The 18,777-nt window shown below is 72.8% G+C and carries 22 protein-coding genes; 12 read left to right on the top strand and 10 right to left on the bottom strand.

The features are described 5' to 3' along the window. Nucleotides 1–447 (bottom strand): S1 family peptidase (locus VFO68_RS11080; RefSeq protein WP_325158132.1); only part of this gene is annotated, 447 nt, incomplete at its 3' end. A gap of 287 nt (nucleotides 448–734) precedes the next feature. On the opposite strand from VFO68_RS11080, the gene VFO68_RS11075 reads away from it, so the two are divergent. Further along, nucleotides 735–1,688 carry a threonine/serine dehydratase gene (locus VFO68_RS11075; protein WP_325158131.1) on the top strand — a complete coding sequence of 318 codons (954 nt, stop codon included), beginning with the start codon at nucleotides 735–737 and terminating at the stop codon, nucleotides 1,686–1,688. A gap of 151 nt (nucleotides 1,689–1,839) precedes the next feature. Here the strand turns inward: VFO68_RS11075 and VFO68_RS11070 are convergent, their stop codons facing one another. Together VFO68_RS11070 and VFO68_RS11065 are read right to left on the bottom strand one after the other, a co-directional pair. Further along, entirely contained in the window at nucleotides 1,840–3,348 is a 1,509-nt protein-coding gene (locus VFO68_RS11070) for an MFS transporter (RefSeq protein WP_325158130.1), read from the bottom strand. Beyond that, a complete protein-coding gene (locus tag VFO68_RS11065) occupies nucleotides 3,345–4,097 on the bottom strand; it encodes a GntR family transcriptional regulator (protein ID WP_325158129.1) in 753 nt (250 codons plus the stop codon). The genes VFO68_RS11070 and VFO68_RS11065 overlap by 4 nt, the downstream gene beginning before the upstream one ends. Before the next feature lie 166 nt (nucleotides 4,098–4,263). On the opposite strand from VFO68_RS11065, the gene VFO68_RS11060 reads away from it, so the two are divergent. The 3 genes from VFO68_RS11060 to VFO68_RS11050 are packed head-to-tail and all read left to right on the top strand — an operon-like array spanning nucleotide 4,264 to nucleotide 6,727. Further along, entirely contained in the window at nucleotides 4,264–5,313 is a 1,050-nt protein-coding gene (locus tag VFO68_RS11060; protein WP_325158128.1) for an SIS domain-containing protein, read from the top strand. Nucleotides 5,314–5,333: 20 nt separating this feature from the next. Then, nucleotides 5,334–5,777 carry a helix-turn-helix domain-containing protein gene (locus VFO68_RS11055; protein WP_325158127.1) on the top strand — a complete coding sequence of 148 codons (444 nt, stop codon included), beginning with the start codon at nucleotides 5,334–5,336 and terminating at the stop codon, nucleotides 5,775–5,777. Continuing rightward, nucleotides 5,774–6,727, top strand: coding sequence for an N-acetylglucosamine kinase (locus VFO68_RS11050; RefSeq protein ID WP_325158126.1), 954 nt, complete (start codon nucleotides 5,774–5,776; stop codon nucleotides 6,725–6,727). The genes VFO68_RS11055 and VFO68_RS11050 overlap by 4 nt, the downstream gene beginning before the upstream one ends. Here the strand turns inward: VFO68_RS11050 and VFO68_RS11045 are convergent. The 4 genes from VFO68_RS11045 to VFO68_RS11030 form a co-directional block, all read right to left on the bottom strand. Beyond that, the gene (locus tag VFO68_RS11045; RefSeq protein ID WP_325158133.1) at nucleotides 6,724–7,353 is read right to left on the bottom strand and encodes a DUF3159 domain-containing protein; all 630 of its coding nucleotides are present in this window, start codon (nucleotides 7,351–7,353) and stop codon (nucleotides 6,724–6,726) included. The two genes, VFO68_RS11050 and VFO68_RS11045, sit on opposite strands and share 4 nt — an antisense overlap. 143 nt (nucleotides 7,354–7,496) lie before the next feature. Then, nucleotides 7,497–8,300, bottom strand: a complete 804-nt coding sequence (locus tag VFO68_RS11040) for an ESX secretion-associated protein EspG (protein ID WP_325158125.1) — start codon at nucleotides 8,298–8,300, stop codon at nucleotides 7,497–7,499. Further along, nucleotides 8,297–9,541 (bottom strand): PPE domain-containing protein, encoded by a 1,245-nt coding sequence (locus VFO68_RS11035; RefSeq protein ID WP_325158124.1) that lies wholly within the window; start codon nucleotides 9,539–9,541, stop codon nucleotides 8,297–8,299. Before VFO68_RS11035 ends, VFO68_RS11040 begins: the two co-directional genes overlap by 4 nt. Nucleotides 9,542–9,582: 41 nt before the next feature. After that, nucleotides 9,583–9,972 (bottom strand): hypothetical protein, encoded by a 390-nt coding sequence (locus VFO68_RS11030; protein WP_325158123.1) that lies wholly within the window; start codon nucleotides 9,970–9,972, stop codon nucleotides 9,583–9,585. Nucleotides 9,973–10,239: 267 nt separating this feature from the next. Between VFO68_RS11030 and VFO68_RS11025 the strand changes: the two genes are divergently transcribed. Further along, nucleotides 10,240–11,037, top strand: a complete 798-nt coding sequence (locus VFO68_RS11025; RefSeq protein WP_325158122.1) for an SGNH/GDSL hydrolase family protein — start codon at nucleotides 10,240–10,242, stop codon at nucleotides 11,035–11,037. A gap of 150 nt (nucleotides 11,038–11,187) precedes the next feature. Here the strand turns inward: VFO68_RS11025 and VFO68_RS11020 are convergent, their stop codons facing one another. Both VFO68_RS11020 and VFO68_RS11015 read right to left on the bottom strand, forming a co-directional pair. After that, nucleotides 11,188–13,365, bottom strand: a complete 2,178-nt coding sequence (locus tag VFO68_RS11020; RefSeq protein ID WP_325158121.1) for an AfsR/SARP family transcriptional regulator — start codon at nucleotides 13,363–13,365, stop codon at nucleotides 11,188–11,190. Between the two features lie 126 nt (nucleotides 13,366–13,491). Beyond that, nucleotides 13,492–14,064 (bottom strand): TetR/AcrR family transcriptional regulator, encoded by a 573-nt coding sequence (locus tag VFO68_RS11015; RefSeq protein WP_325158120.1) that lies wholly within the window; start codon nucleotides 14,062–14,064, stop codon nucleotides 13,492–13,494. Nucleotides 14,065–14,133: 69 nt separating this feature from the next. Between VFO68_RS11015 and VFO68_RS11010 the strand changes: the two genes are divergently transcribed. The 3 genes from VFO68_RS11010 (at nucleotide 14,134) to VFO68_RS11000 (ending at nucleotide 15,697) form a co-directional block, all read left to right on the top strand. Further along, on the top strand, nucleotides 14,134–14,520 hold the full coding sequence (locus VFO68_RS11010; RefSeq protein WP_325158119.1) for a nuclear transport factor 2 family protein: 387 nt from the start codon (nucleotides 14,134–14,136) through the stop codon (nucleotides 14,518–14,520). Between the two features lie 9 nt (nucleotides 14,521–14,529). Then, the gene (locus tag VFO68_RS11005; protein WP_325158118.1) at nucleotides 14,530–15,243 is read left to right on the top strand and encodes a helix-turn-helix transcriptional regulator; all 714 of its coding nucleotides are present in this window, start codon (nucleotides 14,530–14,532) and stop codon (nucleotides 15,241–15,243) included. 70 nt (nucleotides 15,244–15,313) lie between these two features. Beyond that, the gene (locus tag VFO68_RS11000) at nucleotides 15,314–15,697 is read left to right on the top strand and encodes a VOC family protein (RefSeq protein WP_325158117.1); all 384 of its coding nucleotides are present in this window, start codon (nucleotides 15,314–15,316) and stop codon (nucleotides 15,695–15,697) included. Here the strand turns inward: VFO68_RS11000 and VFO68_RS10995 are convergent. Further along, the gene (locus VFO68_RS10995) at nucleotides 15,656–16,411 is read right to left on the bottom strand and encodes a tyrosine-protein phosphatase (protein WP_325158116.1); all 756 of its coding nucleotides are present in this window, start codon (nucleotides 16,409–16,411) and stop codon (nucleotides 15,656–15,658) included. The two genes, VFO68_RS11000 and VFO68_RS10995, sit on opposite strands and share 42 nt — an antisense overlap. A 122-nt stretch (nucleotides 16,412–16,533) precedes the next feature. Here VFO68_RS10995 and VFO68_RS10990 point away from each other — a divergent pair, with 122 nt between their 5' ends. Genes VFO68_RS10990 through VFO68_RS10975 form a run of 4 tightly spaced genes read left to right on the top strand, consistent with a single transcriptional unit; the run spans nucleotide 16,534 to nucleotide 18,299 of the window. Beyond that, entirely contained in the window at nucleotides 16,534–16,932 is a 399-nt protein-coding gene (locus VFO68_RS10990) for an STAS domain-containing protein (protein WP_325158115.1), read from the top strand. Between the two features lie 56 nt (nucleotides 16,933–16,988). Continuing rightward, nucleotides 16,989–17,522, top strand: coding sequence for an SRPBCC family protein (locus tag VFO68_RS10985; protein ID WP_325158114.1), 534 nt, complete (start codon nucleotides 16,989–16,991; stop codon nucleotides 17,520–17,522). 9 nt (nucleotides 17,523–17,531) lie between these two features. Further along, on the top strand, nucleotides 17,532–17,708 hold the full coding sequence (locus VFO68_RS10980; RefSeq protein WP_325158113.1) for a hypothetical protein: 177 nt from the start codon (nucleotides 17,532–17,534) through the stop codon (nucleotides 17,706–17,708). A 30-nt stretch (nucleotides 17,709–17,738) separates the two neighbouring features. Next, nucleotides 17,739–18,299 (top strand): type 1 glutamine amidotransferase domain-containing protein, encoded by a 561-nt coding sequence (locus tag VFO68_RS10975; RefSeq protein WP_325158112.1) that lies wholly within the window; start codon nucleotides 17,739–17,741, stop codon nucleotides 18,297–18,299. Nucleotides 18,300–18,777: the final 478 nt, after the last annotated feature.

The following is an 18,777-nucleotide window of genomic DNA, read 5'->3' as shown; positions in this document are numbered from 1 at the left end:
GACGGCGTTCGTCTTGTGGTCGACGTACCAGGCGGCCACCGAGTCCGGCACCGTCGCCGACTTCGCGTCGAGCGCGGACTTCGTCGCGTCGAGCTGGGCGGCGCTGCGGGCGACCAGTTGGGCGGTGGCGCCGGAGGCGCTGATCTCCTGCAGCCGGGACGCGTCGGTGGTGGCGAGGACGAGCTTGCCGGTCGCGCTGTCGAACCAGGAACCGGCGTAGCTGCCGGCGAGCCGTGGTGTCAGGGCCGCTTCGATGGCGGTGGCGCGGTTTTCCTGGCCGATTCGGGCCAGCGCGGCGTCGGCGCTCAGCCCGAGGTCTCGCTGCATGGCGTCGAGCATCGCCGACGTGCCCTGCGGCGCTGCCATGGCTGGTACGGACATGGACGTTGCCAGCCCGACGGCCAGCAGGGCGGTCCCGGCGAACCGGGCCAGACTCGTGCGATTCATTGCTGTTGTCTCCCTCGATGGGTTGCAGGGCCTCGAGGGCTTGCGGAATGTGGTGTCCACGCGCCCACGAGGTGGAGAGGGACCACGGATTGTCACCCTTTTGTGTGACGCCCCAACGGATGAACCTATGCGTAGTCACTCCGTTACGGAAGGGTCCGATCGGGGGGAACAGTTGTCATATCTGAGCTGATCCGACTACTTTTTGTGATCATCGGACGGGCGAGATCCACTGACTGTGATCAAAACCCGATAGGTGACGGGTTCACTGTCAGTGCAGACTGGCGCTCGTGGAACTGGTGAGCATCGCGGAGATCCGGGCGGCGGCGGAGAACATCGGACCGGTGGCGGTGCGCACGCCCGTACTGCCCTGCCTGTGGGCGGACCCGGACCGTCCGTTGTGGCTCAAGCCGGAGAACCTGCAGCCGATCGGCTCGTTCAAGATCCGCGGCGCGTACACCGCGCTGTCCCGGCTTTCCGAGGCGGACCGGGCCTGTGGCGTGGTCGCCTACTCGAGCGGAAACCACGCCCAGGCGGTCGCCTACGCGGCGCGGGCGTTCGGGGTGCCGGCGGTGATCGTGATCGAGGCGACCGCGCCGGCGATCAAGGTCGAGGCGACCCGGGCGCTCGGCGCCGAGGTGGTCCAGGTTCCGCTGCCCGAGCGGGAGACGGCCGCCGCCGAGATCGGCCGGGAGCGCGGCATGACCCTGATCCCGCCCTTCGATCACCCGGACGTGATCGCCGGCCAGGGCACCATCGGCCTGGAGATCGTCACCGATCTCCCGGACGTCGACCTGGTGCTGGTGCCGATCAGCGGCGGCGGACTGGCGTCCGGCATCGCCGCTGCGGTCAAGGCGCTGCGGCCCTCGGCCGCCGTGTTCGGGGTCGAGCCGGAGATCGCCGCGGACACCGCGGCCGGCTTCGCCGCGGGCGAGCGGGTGCACCTGCCGCCGGAGCAGCGCGCCCGCACCATGGCCGACGGGCTGCGCGCCGAGCCGTCCGAGCTGACCTTCGCGCACCTGCGCAAGCTGATCGACGGCGTCGTCACGGTCACCGAGGACGAGATCCTCGCCGCCGTCGGCACGCTGGCCCGGCGGTCGCACCTCGTCGCCGAACCCAGCGGCGCCGTCACCACCGCGGCCTACCTGAACCGCGCCGCCGACCTGCCGGCCGGCCGCACGGTGGCGGTGGTCTCCGGCGGCAACATCGACCCGGCGCTGTTCGCCAAGGCCCTGCAGGACTAGGGCCGGTCACAGCGGATCTTCGTGGGAAGCCCGTGCCCGACCAACCGCCACCTCAGGGGACCGTGACGCCACCCAGCCACAATCCACCCGACATCCGCACCGTCCCCCCGGAACGCAACAACCGCACAAAAATTCCGGAGGGGCGGACAGTTCAGGCCACCCGGTGCGCGGGCTCGATATGGGTGGGCGGGCCCTCGACGCCGCAGTGGTAGCACTCGCCGGGCCGGGGATGCTCGGCCGGCTCGGCGGACGGTTCCGCGGCGAGCACGTCGTTGCGGATGCCGAGCGCGAGCAGGCCGCCCAGCACGCACAGGCCGGCGCACAGCACCATCGCGGTCTGCCACGCCGAGGTGAGCGCGACCGGGTCGGCGTAGCCGCCACCGGTCAGACCCGACACCGCCGGCAGCACGGCCACGGCGAGCAGGCCGCCGGTGCGGGCGATCGCGTTGTTCACCCCGGAGGCGATCCCGGCGTGCCGGTCCTCGGCCGCGGCCAGCACGGTGGCGGTCACCGGAGCGACCACACAGCTCAGCCCCAGGCCGAAGACGACGACCGCGGGCAGCACCTCGGTCAGGTACGACGCGCCCGGCACCACCCTGGTCAGCAACAGCATGCCCAGCGCGATCACCACCGGGCCGGCCACCAGGAACCACCGCGGGCCGTACCGCTGCGCCAGCCGGCCGGAGCGGGCCGACAGCAGCAGCATGGTCAGCGTGATCGGTAGTCCGGCGAGCCCGGCCAGGGTCGGCGGGTAGCCCAGCGACACCTGCAGCTGCATCACGAACAGCACCATCACGCCGCTCAGCGCCGCGTAGACCACGAACGTCAGCGCGTTGGCCAGGGTGAAGGTGCGGTCGGCGAACATGTCCGGCGGCACGAGCGGCTCCCGCCGGACCCGCTGCATCACCCCGAACCCGGCCAGGGCCAGCAGGCCGACCAGGCCGGCCGCCAGCACCACCGGATCACCCAGGCCCCGCGCCGGCAGCTCCACCAGTGCGAAGGTCAGCCCGGCAAGGCCGAGGGCGACCAGCGCCGAGTCGAACACGCCCGGGTGCGTGCCGGCCATCGTCTCGTCGCGCGACTCCGGCAGGTACCGCCGGGCCAGCAGGACGCACAGCACGGCAAGCGGCACGTTGATCAGGAACGCCAGCCGCCAGGACCACAGCTGCACCACCAGCCCGCCCACCAGCGGACCGATCGCCCCGGCGATCCCGCCGAAGCCGGACCAGGCGCCGATCGCCCGGGCCCGGTCGGCCCGCACGAAGGACGACTGGATGATCGCCAGCGACCCCGGCGTCAACAGCGCGCCGCCGACGCCCTGCAGGATTCGCGCCACCACCAGCTGACCGGTGGTCTGGGCCAGCCCGCACAACACCGACGCGGCGCCGAACCACACCACGCCGATCATGAACAGCCGGCGCCGGCCGTACCGGTCGCCGAGCGAGCCGGCGATCAGGATCAGGGCGGCCAGCGACAGCAGGTAGCCGTTGAGGATCCACTGCAGCCCGGCGACCGAGGCGCCCAGCTCCTGGCCGATCCTGGGCAGCGCGACGTTGATGATCGTGCTGTCCAGGAACGCCATCCCGGAACCGATGATCGTGGTGAGCAGCACCCCGCGGGCCGCGGCCGTCCCCCACCGGACCCCGCCCGGGTGCGTCACGGACGGTTCAGCGTCGCCACGAACTTGTACCGGTCGCCCCGGTAGACCGAGCGGACCCACTCCACCGGACGCTCCTCGGTGTCGAAGGTCTGCCGGGACAGCAACAGCATCGGCATGCCCACGTCGGCGCCGAGCAGCTCGGCCTCGTACGGGCCGGCCAGCGCGGTCTCGATGGTCTCCTCGGCGTGGCCCATCTCGACCTCGAACCGCTCGCGCAGCACCTGGTAGAGCGAGACGCCGCTGGTGAGGTACTTGCGCAGGCCGCGGAACCGGCCCAGGGGCAGGTGCGTGGTCTCGATCGCCATCGGCTCCCCGTCGGCCAGGCGCAACCGCTGCAGCCGCAGCACCTTCGCGGTGGGCCGGACGCCGAGCAGCCGGGACAGGTCCGGCTCGGCCGGAATCTCGGAGACGTCCAGCAGCTTGGACGAGGGCTCCCGGCCCTGGGCGCGCATGTCCTCGGTGTAGGAGGACAGTTGCAGCCGCTGGGCCACCTTGGGCTCGGCGGCGAAGGTGCCCTTGCCCTGCACCCGCAACAGCCGGCCTTCCACGGTGAGCTCGGCCAGCGCCTGCCGGACCGTCGTGCGGGACACGTCGAACTGCGCCGCGAGCGAGCGCTCGGTCGGGATCGGCGAACCGGGCGGCAGCGAGCCGAGCACCTCCAGCAGGTGCCGTTTGAGGCCCCAGTACTTGGGTTCGCGCTGCACCCGGGCGATCGCGTCGTGCGCCTCGCTTGTCGGCGTATCGAGCATTACTCCTCCTCGAACGGTCCCAGGTACAGGATGCCTGTCGTCGGCGACAGAAGCGATCACGCGGGCACCCACATCGTCACATGTCCGACCGTCCCGTTGGCCACCGGCGCGCGAACGCTGAGATAATATTGGTCTAGACCTGAAGATCTGCCAAGAAGGAGCCCGGATGAACACACCGGCGCTGGCCCCCGGCGCGCGGATGCGCACCGAGATCACCGCCCAACCGGCCGTGTTCGACGCGGTGCTGCGGCGCCGGGCCGACCTGGCCGGAGTGGCCGCCGCGATCGAACGGCACCGGCCCCGGTTCGCGCTGCTGGCCGCGCGCGGGTCCAGCGACCACGCCGCGCTCTACGCCAAGTACCTGATCGAGGTGCTGCTGCGACTGCCCGCCGGGCTTGCCTCGCCGTCCACCACGACGCTCTACGGCGCCGAGCCGGACCTGTCCGGCGTGCTGTATCTGACGGTCAGCCAGAGCGGCAGTTCGCCCGATCTGGTCGAGGCGACCGAGGCCGCCCGGCGCTGCGGCGCGCTCACCGTCGCGGTCACCAACAGCCCCGCCTCGCCGCTGGCCACCTCCGCCGAACTGTCGGTGGACATCGGCGCGGGCGACGAACTGGCCGTGGCGGCCACCAAGACCTACACCGCCAGCCTGCTCACCCTCTACCTGCTGGTGGACGCCGTGCGCGGCGGAACCGGGGAGCCGGCGGCCGGAATCGGTGCCCTGGCCGAGGAAACCCTGACCGGCGCGGCCGGCGCGGTGCGCGAGGCGGCCGAGCACTACCGGTTCGTCGAGCGCATCGTCACCACCGGCCGCGGCTACTCCTCGGCCACCGCCGCCGAGGCCGCGCTCAAGCTGGCCGAGACCAGCTACCTGGCCGCCCGGGCGTACAGCGGGGCGGACCTGTTGCACGGGCCGGTGGCCGCGATCGACGCCGAGACCGGCGTGCTCGCGGTGGCCAGCGCCGGCCCGGGCGGCGCCGCCATGCGGGACGTGGTCGCCGCGGTGCGCGAGCGCGGCGCGGACGTGCTCGCGGTCGGCTCGGCCGCGGCGGAGATCACCGACGGGCCGCGGATCGACGTGCCGCGCACCGCCGAGGAGGTCGCCCCGATCCTGGAGGTCCTGCCACTGCAACAGTTGGCGCTGGAACTCGCGCTCGCCCGGGGCGGCGACCCGGACCGGCCACGCGGCTTGACCAAAGTCACCCGCACCCGGTGAGCCATCCCTACACTCCCTTCATGCGACGGACGTCGTTCGCCAGGTGGCCGTGCTCGATCGCGCGAACCATGGACCTGCTTGGCGATCAGTGGACCCTGCTCGTGCTGCGCGAGGCCTTCTACGGGGTCACCAGATTCGACAAGTTCCAGGTCTCGCTGGGCATCGCGCGCAACACGCTGACCGAGCGGCTGGACCGGCTGGTGGGCGCCGGGCTGCTGAACCGGGTGCGCTACCACGAGCGGCCGGCCCGCTACGAGTACGTGCTCAGCGAGATGGGCCGGGACTTCTTCCCGGCGCTGGCGGCGATCATGCGCTGGGGCGACCGCTGGCTCGGTGACGGCACGGCGCCGGTCACCCTGCTGCACAACGGTTGCGGTCACCCGACCCATGCAGAGGTGCATTGCGCGCACTGCCAAGGAATGCTGACCAGCGAGCAGGTCACGATCGAGACGGCGGTCCGGTGACCGAAGGCCGGGACCGCGTCGTCGGAGTCGACATCGGCGCCACGTCGACCAGAGCGGTGGTGGCCGGCCTGGACGGCACGGTGACCGGCCGGGGGTACGCCGGCGGCGCGAACCCCAACTCGCATCCCGTTGCGCTGGCCGCGAAGCGGGTCGCCGAGGCGGTCGCCGCCGCGTTCGGCGACCTCGACCCGGCCTCCGCCCGGCACTGCGTGCTCGGGGTGGCCGGGGTCAGCAAGTTCGCCGATCCGGCCGTGGCCGGCGCGTTCGAGGACGGCCTGCGCGGGTTCGGGCTGACCTGTCCGGTGACCGCGGTCTCCGACGCCGAGGTCGCCTACGCCTCGGCCACCGCCGAGCCGGACGGCACCGTGCTGGTCGGCGGCACCGGTTCGGTCGCCGTGCGGATCGTCAACCACCGCAAGGAGTCCATGGCCGGTGGCTACGGCTGGCTGCTCGGCGACGAGGGCTCGGCGTTCTGGATCGGCCGGGAGGCGGTCCGGGCCACGCTGGACAGCCTGCTGGCCGGACCGGAGCTCGGCCCGCTGGCCACGGCGGTGCTGTCCGAGGCGCTCGGCGACGGCCCGGCGGTCAACGCGTTCGCGCGGCTGATCACCGCCGCGAACGCCGAACCGCCGATCCGGCTGGCCCGGTTCGCCCCGCTGGTCAGCACGCACGCGGCCGGCGACCCACTGGCCGCGCGGATCGTCGCGGCGGCGGCGGAACTGCTCACCGGCACCGCGCTCGCGGCCCGGACCCCCGGCGCGACCACGCCGGTGGTGCTGACCGGAAGCGTTGTGGGGCCGGGAAGTCCGGTCGGAGAAGCGGTCCGGGCCCGGCTGGCCGGGCAGACCGGCGAGGTGCTGTTCGCCACCGACGCGGCCGCGGGCGCCGCCTGGCTCGCCGCGCTCGAGGTGCTCGGCCCGGACGCGCCCCGGCCTAGGGTCCCGGACTAGCTAGGCGTCCGCGGGTGGCGGAACCCGGGGTGGTCCTTGGGCAGCGAACGCTGGAACACCACCGCGCTGACCGCCACCGTGAGCGCCACCAGCGGCCAGGACAGCGCCACCCGGGCCACACCGAGCAGCACCACCGAGCCGCTCAGCCAGAGCACCCCGTACACCAGCACCCGCAACGTGTACTGCAGGAACACCCACACCCAGCTCGCCCGGCCGTAGGCGCGCAGCAGCTCCGGATCACGGCGCCAGCGGGCCTTCTGCCCGAGCAGCGTGCCGACCACCAGACCGAGCAGCGGCCAGCGGATCAGGATGCTGACCGTCCAGGCCAGCGCGCTGGCGATGTTGGCGAGCAGCTGGATCAGGAAGAAGTCCTCCGGGCGGCCCGTGTAGAGGGCGATCAGCGCGCCGGCCGCCACCACCCCGACGCTGGCCGCCACCGCGGTCACCCGGTGGCCGCGGATCAGCCGGAACGCGCCGACGATCACGCCGACCGCGACGGCCGTGCCCGCTCCCCAGCCGATCGACTGGCCGGACACCAGCCAGCCGACCACGAACGCCAGCGGCGGCAGGGTGGCGTCCAGTGCGCCGCGCCGGCCGCCGAGCAGCTGGCGCAGCGAGTCCGCCATGGTCTCGGCGCGACGCTCGGTCAGTCCGGCCACGTCGGCAGGCCCTGCGGCTTGGTCTCCCGGCTTACCCAACCCGGTGGTCCCTTGACGGCTCAGTCACCTGCTCAGCCTGCCTCATCCCGTATAGGTTAGGTAGACCTAACCTACTGCCTCAACGCGGCCAGCAGCGTCTCGGTCAGCCGGTGCGACAGCCGGTCGTTGTCCGACGGCGAGAGCGTGGTCCAGTCCTCGCCGTCCACGCCGCGCGACACGCTGGTGGCGTAGCGGCCCAGGTCGGTGTCGAAGAAGCCGATGCCGGGCAGCCGCCGCAGCTTGCCGCCCTCCTCGCGCAGCGCGACCCCGAAGCTGCCGGCCCGCACCACCGGGCGTTCCATGATCGCGTCAAGGAACCGCAGCTCGGCGGTCCGGTCGGCCTGCCGGGTCGCGGTCCGCAGCACTCCCCCGCTGGTCTCGTCGCGCCGGTGCCGGCCGGTCCGGGGCACGGACTCCTGGGCCAGCGCGGCCGCCGGCAGCGTGACCGACGGCCCAGGCCCGTACCGGCTCGCCGGCAGCAGTTCCACGATCGAGTTGGCGATCGCCGACTGGCGGACCATGGTCAGCCGGACCGCGAGCCGGTGCTGCACGGCCAGCACGGCGCGCTTGCCCCGGGCGGCGACCAGCGCCCGCACCGGCGTCTCGTCGGTCATCTCCCGCAACGCCACCAGGTCGACGGTGACCGTGGGGTTGGCCAGCAGGCCGAGTGCGTACTCGAGATCGGCGCCGATCCGGCCGTTCTCGGCGAGCTCCCGCCGCTCCAGTTCGGTGTAGACGGCCGCGCGGATTCGGGCGCGCTCGGCCGCGGTGTCGCCATGGCTGCGCACCTCGAGCGGGAACGGGATGGCGCCGAGCCGCTGGTCCTCCCACAGGATGTCGACCATCGGCAGCGACAGCTCGCCTAGCGTGGTCACTCCTGGCCGATCACCGGCGGTGCGGTGAGCTCGGTCGAGCCGAACATGCCCTCCAGGTCCGACTCGACCAGGTACTCGGGCCGCTTGCGCTCGCCGTCCTCGGCGCGCGGGGCGGTGGTCCCGGCACCCGGCGCCATCGCACTGGCGGCCGGGCCGTACCCGGGCGGCGGCGCGACCACCGGCGCCGAACCGAACCCGGTGGGACCGAACCCACCGCCGGGCACGGTCCCGCCGCCCGGGCCGAACCCGTCGACCGGGAGGCTGGCCGCCACGACCTGCGCCGGGGTGATGTGCACCGGCGGCTGCGGGACCGCGGGCGGCATGGGCCGAGGCGGCCCTTGCGGCGAAGCCGGTTGGGCCGGCGGAGCCGGACGGTTCGGCGGGGGTGGAGCCGGGTGGGCCAGCGGCGCGACCGGCGGGGACATGGCCGGGGAGACCGGCGCCGGGCGTGGGCCAGGCGGCGCGGGGCGCGGCGGCGGGGGTGGTGCCGGGTGGGCCATCGGCGCGACCGGCGGGGACATGGCCGGGGGGACCGGCGCCGTGCGTGGGCCGGGCGGGGCGGCCGGCGGCGGGGGTGGTGGTGCCGGGTGGGCCAGCGGCGCGACCGGCAGGGACATGGCCGGAGAGACCGGCGCCGGGTGTGGGCCGGGCGGCGCGGCCGGCGGCAGCGGCGGTGCGGGCGGTGCGGGCACCGGCGGGATCCGGCCGCCGCCCTCGCTGAGCCGGGGTGGCGGCTCGAACGCCGGGATCGCGGCGACGGACTGGCCGAACGTGCCGTCCCGCTCGGTCACCACGCGCACCGCTTCCTCGTGCGCGGCGTCACTGCGCTGCTTCTGCGCGTGCAGCAGGTGCGGCAGCGCGGCCAGTTCGGAGACGTTGCCGCTGGCCGCGGCCTCCCTGATCATCCGCGCCGGGTCGTACGGCACCGGTGGCGGCATCGTGGTCTTGGCCACGTTGGCCGCCTCCGCCTGGCTCGTGATCGCCTCGGCCGCCGCCTGGTAGTGCGCACCCGCCTGCCGGCTCCACGCCGCGACCTGGGCCAACTGGCCGCGCATGGCCTCGGCCGCGGATCCGGTCCAGCCGCCCTCGGAGTGCTGCGTCGCCCGCTCGAACAGGGTGGCCGCCTCGTCGAACCCGGCCGCCATCCGGGCCCACTCGTCGGCGACCGCCTGCGCCCCGGCCGGCTGCGCGGCGTCGGTCATCTCCTTGAGCGCCTCGTGGCTGCACGCCCTGGGGTTCATGTCCGGGCTCGGTACCGCCCGCCCGTCCTGCGCCGGCACGGCTAACGGCTCCGGCCGGCGCTGGCGACCGCGGACACCGCGCCGCCGTCGGCGGTCCGGTAGGCCTCGATGCTGCGGGTCACCGCCTCCTTGAGCATCTCCAGCTCACGGCTGAACGTGGCCAGGACCTCCTGGAACGAGTGCGGTCCGCCGGCCGCGAGGCGCTCGTTGAACGCCCCGACCTGTTCGCCGAACCCGCCGCCCAGCGGTGTCTTCACCGCGAGTCCGGCGCCGGACCGGCGCATCCGCTCGGTGAGCTCGGCGACGTCGCTCAGGAACTTGAGGGTGGTCTCACCGGTCTGCGGATCGACCTTGAGCGTGCCGGACGCGGCGGCGCCGTAGATCGTTTCGAGGCTGCTGCCGGCCTTGCCGCCGGAGGGGTCGAGGTACACCGGGTGCTCCTCGGATGTGATCGGGCGCTAACAGGGAGCAGCGTACCTACGAGCGGTGCACGCAAGCGTCAGGTTGCTCCAACTCGTCATCGGACCCGAGAAGTCCACTCGAATGGACCACCGGCTCGTCCTGCTGCTTTGGCGGGCAGCGCACCGTGAACATGAGCACGGTGAAACGTGATCGTAGTAGCGCGAGCGAGCGCGGACTTGGCATCCTTGGGCGGTCGAGGGTGGGGTGACGCCAACGGATGCCTAGGGAGGGACACCGTGCGCGGCTGGGACAGTTGGATCGCGATAGGAGACAGCTTCACCGAGGGGCTCAGTGACGAGGCGCCGGACGGGACGTTCATCGGCTGGGCCGACCGGTTGGCCGGCATGATCGCCGGCAAGGACCGCACCTTCCGCTACGCCAACCTCGCGCTGCGCGGAAAGATGCTCGGCGAGATCGTGGACGAACAGGTTCCCATTGTCCTGCAAGAGAAACCGGCGTTGGTGACGTTGTGCGGCGGGGGCAACGACATCGTCACCCCGGGTAGCGACGTCGACGAGATCGCCCGCCTCTTCGAGGAAGCGGTGGCCGCTATCACCGGGGCCGGCTGCCAACTGATGATGTTCACCGGCCCGGATCCCAAGCCGCAGCCGCTGCTGCGCCGGGTGCGCGGCAAGGTGGCCATCTACAACGGACATCTGCGCGCGATCGCCGACCGGCACGGCGCGATGCTGGTCGACCTGTGGGCCATGGACGTGTTGCGCGACCGCCGGGCGTGGAGCGAGGACCGGCTGCACTTCTCCACCGAGGGTCACCGGCGGATCGCGTTGCGTGCCGCCGAGGTGCTCGGCCTGCCGGCCACCGCCAACTGGCGCGAGCCGCTGCCGCCGGCCGACCCGGTGCCGTGGCTGCAGGGCCGGCAGCAGGACCTGGCCTGGACCCGGACCCATCTGCTGCCCTGGCTGCAACGGCAGATCCGGGGCACCTCGATGGGCGACGGCCTGCAGCCCAAGCGCCCGGCCCTCGGGCCGGTGCAGGACCAGGCGGACGCGGTCCGACCAGGGGGAACTCCCTGACAAAGGACGACCGGCCGGCGCACTCCCCCGAGGCGCCGGCCGGCCATTCGGGCAGCGCACCCCCACGTTGGTGGCGTCGCCCGCGACGCTTTGACCCGTAAGCGCCGCGCGCAGCCTGCCAGGTTTCGGCGTGATGCCACTAACTGTTCACTAAACGCCGGCCAGGTGGAAACCGGCCAGCCACAGCCAGGGCGCGCTCAGGCCCCGGGCGCCGGACGAGAGGTCGCTGACGATCCGGGCCAGCCGGACCAGGTCGTCGTGGGTGCCGGCGGCCGAGCCGGCCTCGGCGACGGCCACCAGGTTGGCCCACTCCCGCTCCAGCCAGCCGGCCGCGTCCTGCACCGTCTCCAGCGCGGGGTACTGGACCTGCGGATAGATCAACTGCTCGGCGTCGCGCTCGGCGGCGGCCGGGTTGAGCAGCCGCCGGGCCGCCTCCGCGGTGACCAGGTAGTAGCGCAGCAGCCGGCGCAGGCCCTCGGTCCGTTCCGGTTCGGACAGCTCCAGCCCGGCAAGCTCGGCGGCGTAGATCCGGACCAGGTCGTGCAGGACGAAGGTGTCCGGGGCGCTCTCGGTGACCATGAAGGAGGACGCCAGCATCCGCAGCCGGGCGCGTGCCTCGGCCAGGTCGATCGCGCACAGCGCGGCGATCGCGTACGGCCCGAGCCACGGGCCGGGGAACATGCCGGCCAGCCGGAACGTGCCGGCCAGGCTGGGCAGCATCGCCCGGTAGGTCACGTCCAGCGCGGCCCGCACGCTGGTGTCGTTGCCTTCCACGTCCAGCCCGGTCAGCCGGGTGTGCTCGTCGGTCAGCTCGGCGGCCAGGTCGGCGAGCGACCACTGCGGCCGGGCGGCCAGCCGGGCGCCCACGATCCGCAACGCCAGCGGCAGGTGTCCGCACAGCTGCGCGAGCCGGGCGCCGTGCACCCGGTCGTCGTCCTTGACCGGCGACCCGGCGGTCTCCTCGATCAGGCGCAGCGCGGCGTCGGGCTCCAGCGTGTCCAGCACCAGCAGCCGGGCGCCCAGCCCGGCGACCAGGCCGTCCAGCCGAACCCGGCTGGTGATCAGCGCCAGTGAGTTGGCCGTTCCGCCGGGTAACAGCGGGCGGACCTGCTCGGAGTCCCGGGCATCGTCCAGCACCACGAGCACCCGTCGTTCGGCCAGCAGCGAGCGGAACAGCGCGGCCCGCTCGTCGAGATCGAGGGGCACGTCGTCCGGCCGGACCCCGAGGGCCAGCAGGAACTGGGCCAGCAGCTCGGCCGGCTCGGCCGGCGGATGGCGCGGGTCGAACCCGCGCATGCCGGCGAACAGCTGCCCGTCCGGGAACCGGGCGGCGACCTGGTTGGCCCAGCGCACCACCAGCGCGGTCTTGCCGATCCCGGGCGGTCCGGCGACCAGGCCGACCCCGGTGCCCGGCCGGTCGACCGCGGACAGCAGCCGGTCCAGCCAGTCCTGTTCCAGCTCCCGGCCGCAGAACCCGGCCGGCACGGCCGGCAGCTGAGCCGGAACCACGATCCCGATCCGGGGCGAGAGCGTGGACTCGGCCTGCGGGTCCAGCAGGGTGCTGTCGTCGCGCAGCACCCGGGCGTGCATGGCGCGCAGCTCCGGTCCCGGCTCGATGCCGGAGTGGCTCGCGGCCAGCTGGGCGAAGCGCTGGTAGGCGCCGAGCGCGGCGGTGCGGCGCCCGGACCGGTAGAGCGCCAGCAGCAGCTGACCGACCAGCCGCTCGCGGAACGGGTGCTCCTCGACCAGCTGGGTCAGCTCGCCGATCACCTCGTTGTGCCGGCCCAGCTCCAGGTCGGCCTCGATCCGGCCCTCCAGCACGCTCAACCGCAGCTCGGCCAGCTCCGGCGCCCGCACCCGGCCGCCGATGTCGGCGAGCGCGGGCCCGCGCCAGAGGGTCTGTGCCGCGCGCAGCAGTTCGGCCCGGCGCACCGCGGGCGCTCCCCAGGAGTCGGTGAGCAGCTTGCGCGCCACCGTGACGTCGATCAGCTGCTCATCGACCAGCAGCTGGTAGCCGGGCGGGTTGGTGACGATCCGCACCAGCCCGGTGGGGTCGACCGTGGCCAGCCGCTGCCGCAGCCGGGACACGTAACCCTGCACCATGGTTCGCGCGGACTCCGGCGGCTCGTGCGCCCACAGCACGTCCACGATCCGGTCCAGCGCCACGACCTGGTTGGGTTCCAGCAGCAGCATGGCCAAAAGCCCGCGCGCGCCGGAACCACCCAGGGGCACCGGCCGGTCGTTGACCAGGACCTGCACCGGGCCGAGCAGCCGGAACCGGAGAACGACGGGTGCACGGGTCGTGCCGGACGTCTCCGGTGTGGCCATGCACTACCACCCCCAGTTCACCCAGCCTCCCACTGCCGGGTCCGGTTGCTACGACAACTTAGAGGGACCAGCCGGTGTTACGCGATGTAATGGGCGGAATTTGTCAGCCGCTGTCATCCAATTGGCCTAGTGCGGCGGAGCTGCCCGCAACCCGTCACACACGATGGCGATCATCCGGCCGGGCGGCCCGGCGCCGGCCCGCTCCATCGCCAGGGCGCCGGCCAGCATGGCCTGCAGGTCGCCGGGTTCGACGTCGGCACGCACCGCGCCGGCTCGCTGCGCCGCGCCAAGCAGGTCGCCGAGCGCGGTGAGCAACTCGCCGGAGGCCGCGCGCAGCGCCGTCGTGTCGACCTGCCCGCCGGCCGTCGCGAGCGCCTCGAACAGCGCCTTGTTGACCGTGCCGGCCTCGACCAGGCAGGTGAAGTAGGTGAAGAAGGCGGTGCCGGGGTCCGGGTCGGACCGGGCCGCCTGCGCCGTGCCGGCCAGCCGCTGGATCCGGTCCAGCACGATCGCCTCGAACAGGGCCTCCTTGGTCGGGAAGTGCCGGTAGACGGTGCCGACGCCGAGGCCCGCGCGCCGGGCGATCTCGTCGATGGGCACGGTCGTGCCCTCGGTGGCGAACGCCTCGGCCGCGACGTCGAGGACCCGGGCCCGGTTGCGGCGCGCGTCGGCCCGCAGCGGACGGTCCGCGCCGATCATTTCTTGACAACCGGAGGAAGCCCTCCGTATCGTCCAAACGGAGTCACGGTTCCGATTCTAGGGGGTCAGATGCCCACTCCGCGGGAGCTCATCGAGCGGGTGCACACGCTGTTCCTGGCCGGCGACGTCGACGGCATCGCCAGCCTGGTCGCCGAGGACGTGGTGATCGAGAACCCGTTCGCGCCGGCCGGACACCCGGCCCGGGTCGAGGGGCGGGAGGCGTTCCGAGCCCGGCTGGCCGCGCGCATGGGCGGTGGCATCCGGTTCGACCGGTTCACCGACGTGGCCTGGCATCCGAGCACCGACCCCGAGGTCGTCGTGGTGGAGTTCGAGCTGCACGGCCGGATCCCGGAGCACGCCTTCGCCCGGCGCTACATCCAGGTGGTCCGGGTCCGGGACGACCGGGTGATCCACTGGCGGGACTACTTCGATCCGAATGTCGGTGCCCGCACGTAGCGTGTCCGCGTGAACCGGACCGATCGGTTGTACGCCATCGTCGAGGAACTGCGCGCGGTCGCGCCGGGCCGGCGCAGCGCCCGGGAGCTCGCCGCCAGGCACGAGGTCAGCGTGCGCACCATCGAGCGCGACATCGACGCCCTGCAGCAGGCCGGGGTGCCGATCTACGCCGACGTCGGCCGGCGCGGCGGGTACGCGATCGACCGGTCGATGACGTTGCCGCCGCTGAACTTCACCCCGGCCGAGGCGGTGGCCATCGCGGCGGCGCTGACCCGGGCCGGCGGCTCGCCGCTGGACCGGGCCGCCCGCAGCGCGCTGCGCAAGATCGTCTCGGCGATGCCGGCCCGGGACAGCAGCGCCGCGCGTGAGCTGGCCGAGCGGGTGCGCTTCCTGGTGCCGCCGAGCGGCCGGGCCCCGGCCGCGCCGGTGCCCACGATCATCGAGGAATGCCTGGTGACCCGGCGGGTGCTGCGGCTGGTCTACGAGGACAAGGGCGGCGGGCTGACCCGGCGCGACGTCGAACCGGTGATGTTCCTGTCCGGCTCGCGCGGCTGGTACCTGCTGGGCTGGTGCCGGCTGCGGGACGACCTCCGCGCGTTCCGGCTGGACCGCATCCTCGCCGTGGAGGGCACCGGCGAGCTCGCCCCGCACCGGCCGGACATGCGCATCGATCCGGACATCCCGCTGAACTTCACCGCCACGGCGGCACTAGAAACGGGTTAAACACCGACAGGGGGTTGTCGCGACGGCTGGCGATGCTGGGTCGGTCAACACGATCGACCAAGGAGGAAGCATGACCGTGATGCCGCGCACCGTCGGAGCCGTCGGCTGGGTCCAGGTGGGGTCCGACGACCCGGAGCGCACCAAGCAGTTCTACGGCGAACTGCTGGGTTGGACGTACTTTCCGGACCCGAACGGCGGCGGCGCCTACGACCTGCTGACGTTCCCGGGCACCGAGGCCCCGTCCGGCGGGATCGCGCACACCAACGGCGAGTCGCCCAACCACGCCACGTTCTTCGCGGTCGTCGCGGAGGTGCCGGCCGCCGTTGCGCACGCCGAACGGTTGGGCGGCAAGGTGTTGGTGCCGCCCACCACGTCGCCGACCGGACTGGTGTTCGCCGAACTGCTCGACCCGTCAGGCAACCACTTCGGCGTCTTCACGCCCCCCGTCGGCTGACCGCAGCCGGGCGCGGACGGCGGCCACGTCGTCCGCGCCCATCCCCGCCGAGCTCAGATAGCCGGCCGGGTCGAGACCCGCCACGGTCGCCAACAGCGCGTCGGTGGCGGTCGTGCCCGCGGCGGCGATCGCCTCGGCCAGCGCCGGCCGCGGATCGTCCAGCCCGAGCAACCGCCCCAGCGGGACCAGCCGCTCGTCGCTCTGCGCGTGATCGGCCGCGATGTCCGCACCGGAAACCCCGGCCAGGGCCAGGAGCAGCAGCGTGACCAGACCGGTGCGGTCCCGTCCGGCCGCGCAGTGCACCAGCACCCCGCCCGGCACCGCCCGGGCGATCGCCGTCACCGCGGCCGCGGCCCGCCCCGGAAACCGGTCCAGGAACGCCCGGTAGTACAGCGGCGTCGACCACAGCCCGCTCTCCCGCCACGGCCGCCAGAACTCCCGGTCGCCGTCGTAGTCCTCCAGCGGCACCCGCACGGTGCACAGACCGGCCGGGCGCGGGGCGGCGTCGGTCCCCCGCTCGTCCGGATTGCGCAGGTCGACGACGGTCCGCACGCCGTAGTCCCACAGCGCCGACCACCCGGCCGCGGTCAGCCGCTCGACCGACTCCGAGCGGATCACCGCCCGCCACCGGGTTTGTCCACCATGGGCGCGTAACCCGCCGAGGTCTCGCGCGTTGAACAAACCGTCCCAGTCCAGATTCCGATCCGCTCCCATGATCGGGAGACGTGCCGACCCGGCGGGGGTTGCCGATGAATGCGGCTACACTGACAGTGCGGTTGAGCAGCCAGCCGGGGAAGTCACCTTGCGCTGCAGCGCAGGGATCGCGAGGAGCGCGCATGAACGACCCGCTTCAGGCTGACGAGGAGCCGGACGACGCCTCCGCCGTGCCGGAACTCCCGCTGCGGATCCACATCGAGCAGCCCGACCGGCGCACCACGGTGTGCCGGCTGCGCGGCGACCTCGACATGCGCACCACCCGACTGCTGCGCGACGAGTTGGCGCCCTGCCTGGAAACGCCCGGCCAGAAGGTCGTGCTCGACATGACCGGCATCGGGTTCCTCGGCTCGGCCGGACTGTCCGAACTGGTCGGCTCGCACGAGGTGGCCAGCGAGCGCGGGGTGACCCTGCTGATCGTGGCGGACAGCCGGACGGTCCTGCGCCCCTTGGAGATCACCGGCCTGCGGTCGTTAATCCGCACGTTCCCCTCCACCGAGGCGGCGCTCGCCGACGTGTAAAGCCGCGGCATCACGGGTAGGCCTTCGACGGAACAGAATCCGAAGGAGGCAGAGTCGTGACCACGATCGAGAAGTCGATCGACGTTGAGGCCCCGGTCAGCCGGGCGTACAACCAGTGGACCCAGTTCGAGTCGTTCCCCGCCTTCATGGACGGTGTGGAGCGCATCCGGCAGATCACGCCGACCCGGACCCACTGGGAGATCAGCATCGCCGGCGTGCGGCGGGAGTTCGAGGCCGAGATCACCGAGCAGCATCCGGACGAGCGGATCGCCTGGAAGACCATCGACGGCCCGGAACACGGCGGCGTGGTGACCTTCCACCGGCTCGACGACCGGACCACCCGGGTGAGCCTGCAGATGGAGTACCACCCGGACACGCTGACCGAGAAGGCCGGCGCCGCACTGGGTGCGGTGGGCAGCCGGGTGAAGGGTGACCTGGAGCGGTTCAAGGAGTTCATCGAGAACCGCGACGAGGCGACCGGCGCCTGGCGCGGCGAGGTGCCGCGCTCGCCCCAGCCCGGTGAGACGCTGCCGTTCGGCGAGGGTGGCGGCGACGGAACCACCGCGAACCCGCAGACCCGGCTGATCTGAGGTGCGGGGATGACCGACCCCAGCGACCTCGGGTACGAGCAGCCGGAGGCCGACGTGCTCGACCAGCGCCGGACGCAGGCGCCGGACGAGCCGGTACTGGAGCCGTTCGAGTTGCCGGCGGAGGCCGACGAGGCCGACCTCCTTGAGCAGCACCGGGTGGTGCCGGCAGATGAGGACGAGTCCTGAAGCACGAAACGAGAAGTTAGGTGAGGTGACATGCCGTCCACGATTGACGGGAGGAAGGTCGCGTTCCTGGCCACCGACGGGGTGGAGCAGGTCGAGTTGGACCGGCCCTGGCAGGCGGTCCAGGACGCCGGCGGGACGCCGGAACTGGTGTCGATGAAGTCGGGCGAGATCCAGGGGTTCAACCATCTGGACAAGGGTGACCGCAGGACGGTCGACCGCACGCTGGACGAGGCGAACCCGGCCGACTACGACGCCCTGGTGTTGCCCGGCGGCGTCGCCAACGGCGACTTCGTGCGCGGCGACGAGCAGGCCGCCCAGTTCGTCCGGTCGTTCTTCGACGAGGGCAAGCCGGTCTCCGTGATCTGTCACGGCGGCTGGGTGCTGATCGAGGCGGGCGTCCTGCGCGGCCGGCGGATGACCTCGTGGCCGACGCTGCGCACCGACCTGACGAATGCCGGCGCCGAATGGGTCGACGAGCAGGTCGTGGTGGACAACGGCCTGGTCTCCAGCCGCAAGCCCGACGACCTGGACGCGTTCTGCGCCAAGACGATCGAGGAGATCGCCGAGGGCAAGCACGCCATGGCCCGGTAGGAAGGACCCGACGGCGTGTGCCGCACGGCCGCCACAGTGCGGCACACGCCAGGGGTGAAAGCTGGGGATCTGGGGAGACCGACCCGGAGTTATCGGACCGCCGTGCGGCTCATCTGCCGGCGGTCTGCGGTAAGTCGCCGGTCGGGGCCGAGTCTCCCGGCACATGACAGGGAGTCCGGCGCGGGCGCCTGCGTGCCGGCAGAACGCCGACCGCCATCGTCGCGCCTGGGGACATTGCCTGCCTCTCGTGCCCGCATCCGGTCGACCGACCGGTGCGCGCCGGGATACCCGCCACGCCCAGGCTCAAACCTCCCGCACCGACTTTTTTCTCCGAGTTCGGGCTCAGGTGCCCCGCGCGGCGTTGCGGGCCATCAGCAGGGCCCTGGCCAACTCCCCCTTGCTCATGCTGGACCGGCCCTCGATGCCCGCCTGCTGGGCCCGGATGTAGAGGTCCTCCTTGGTGAGGCTGTCGTCGATC

The organism is Actinophytocola sp. (assembly GCF_035712165.1).
Lineage (GTDB): Bacteria > Actinomycetota > Actinomycetes > Mycobacteriales > Pseudonocardiaceae > DASYTH01.
This window is presented reverse-complemented; position numbering and strand designations above follow the sequence as displayed.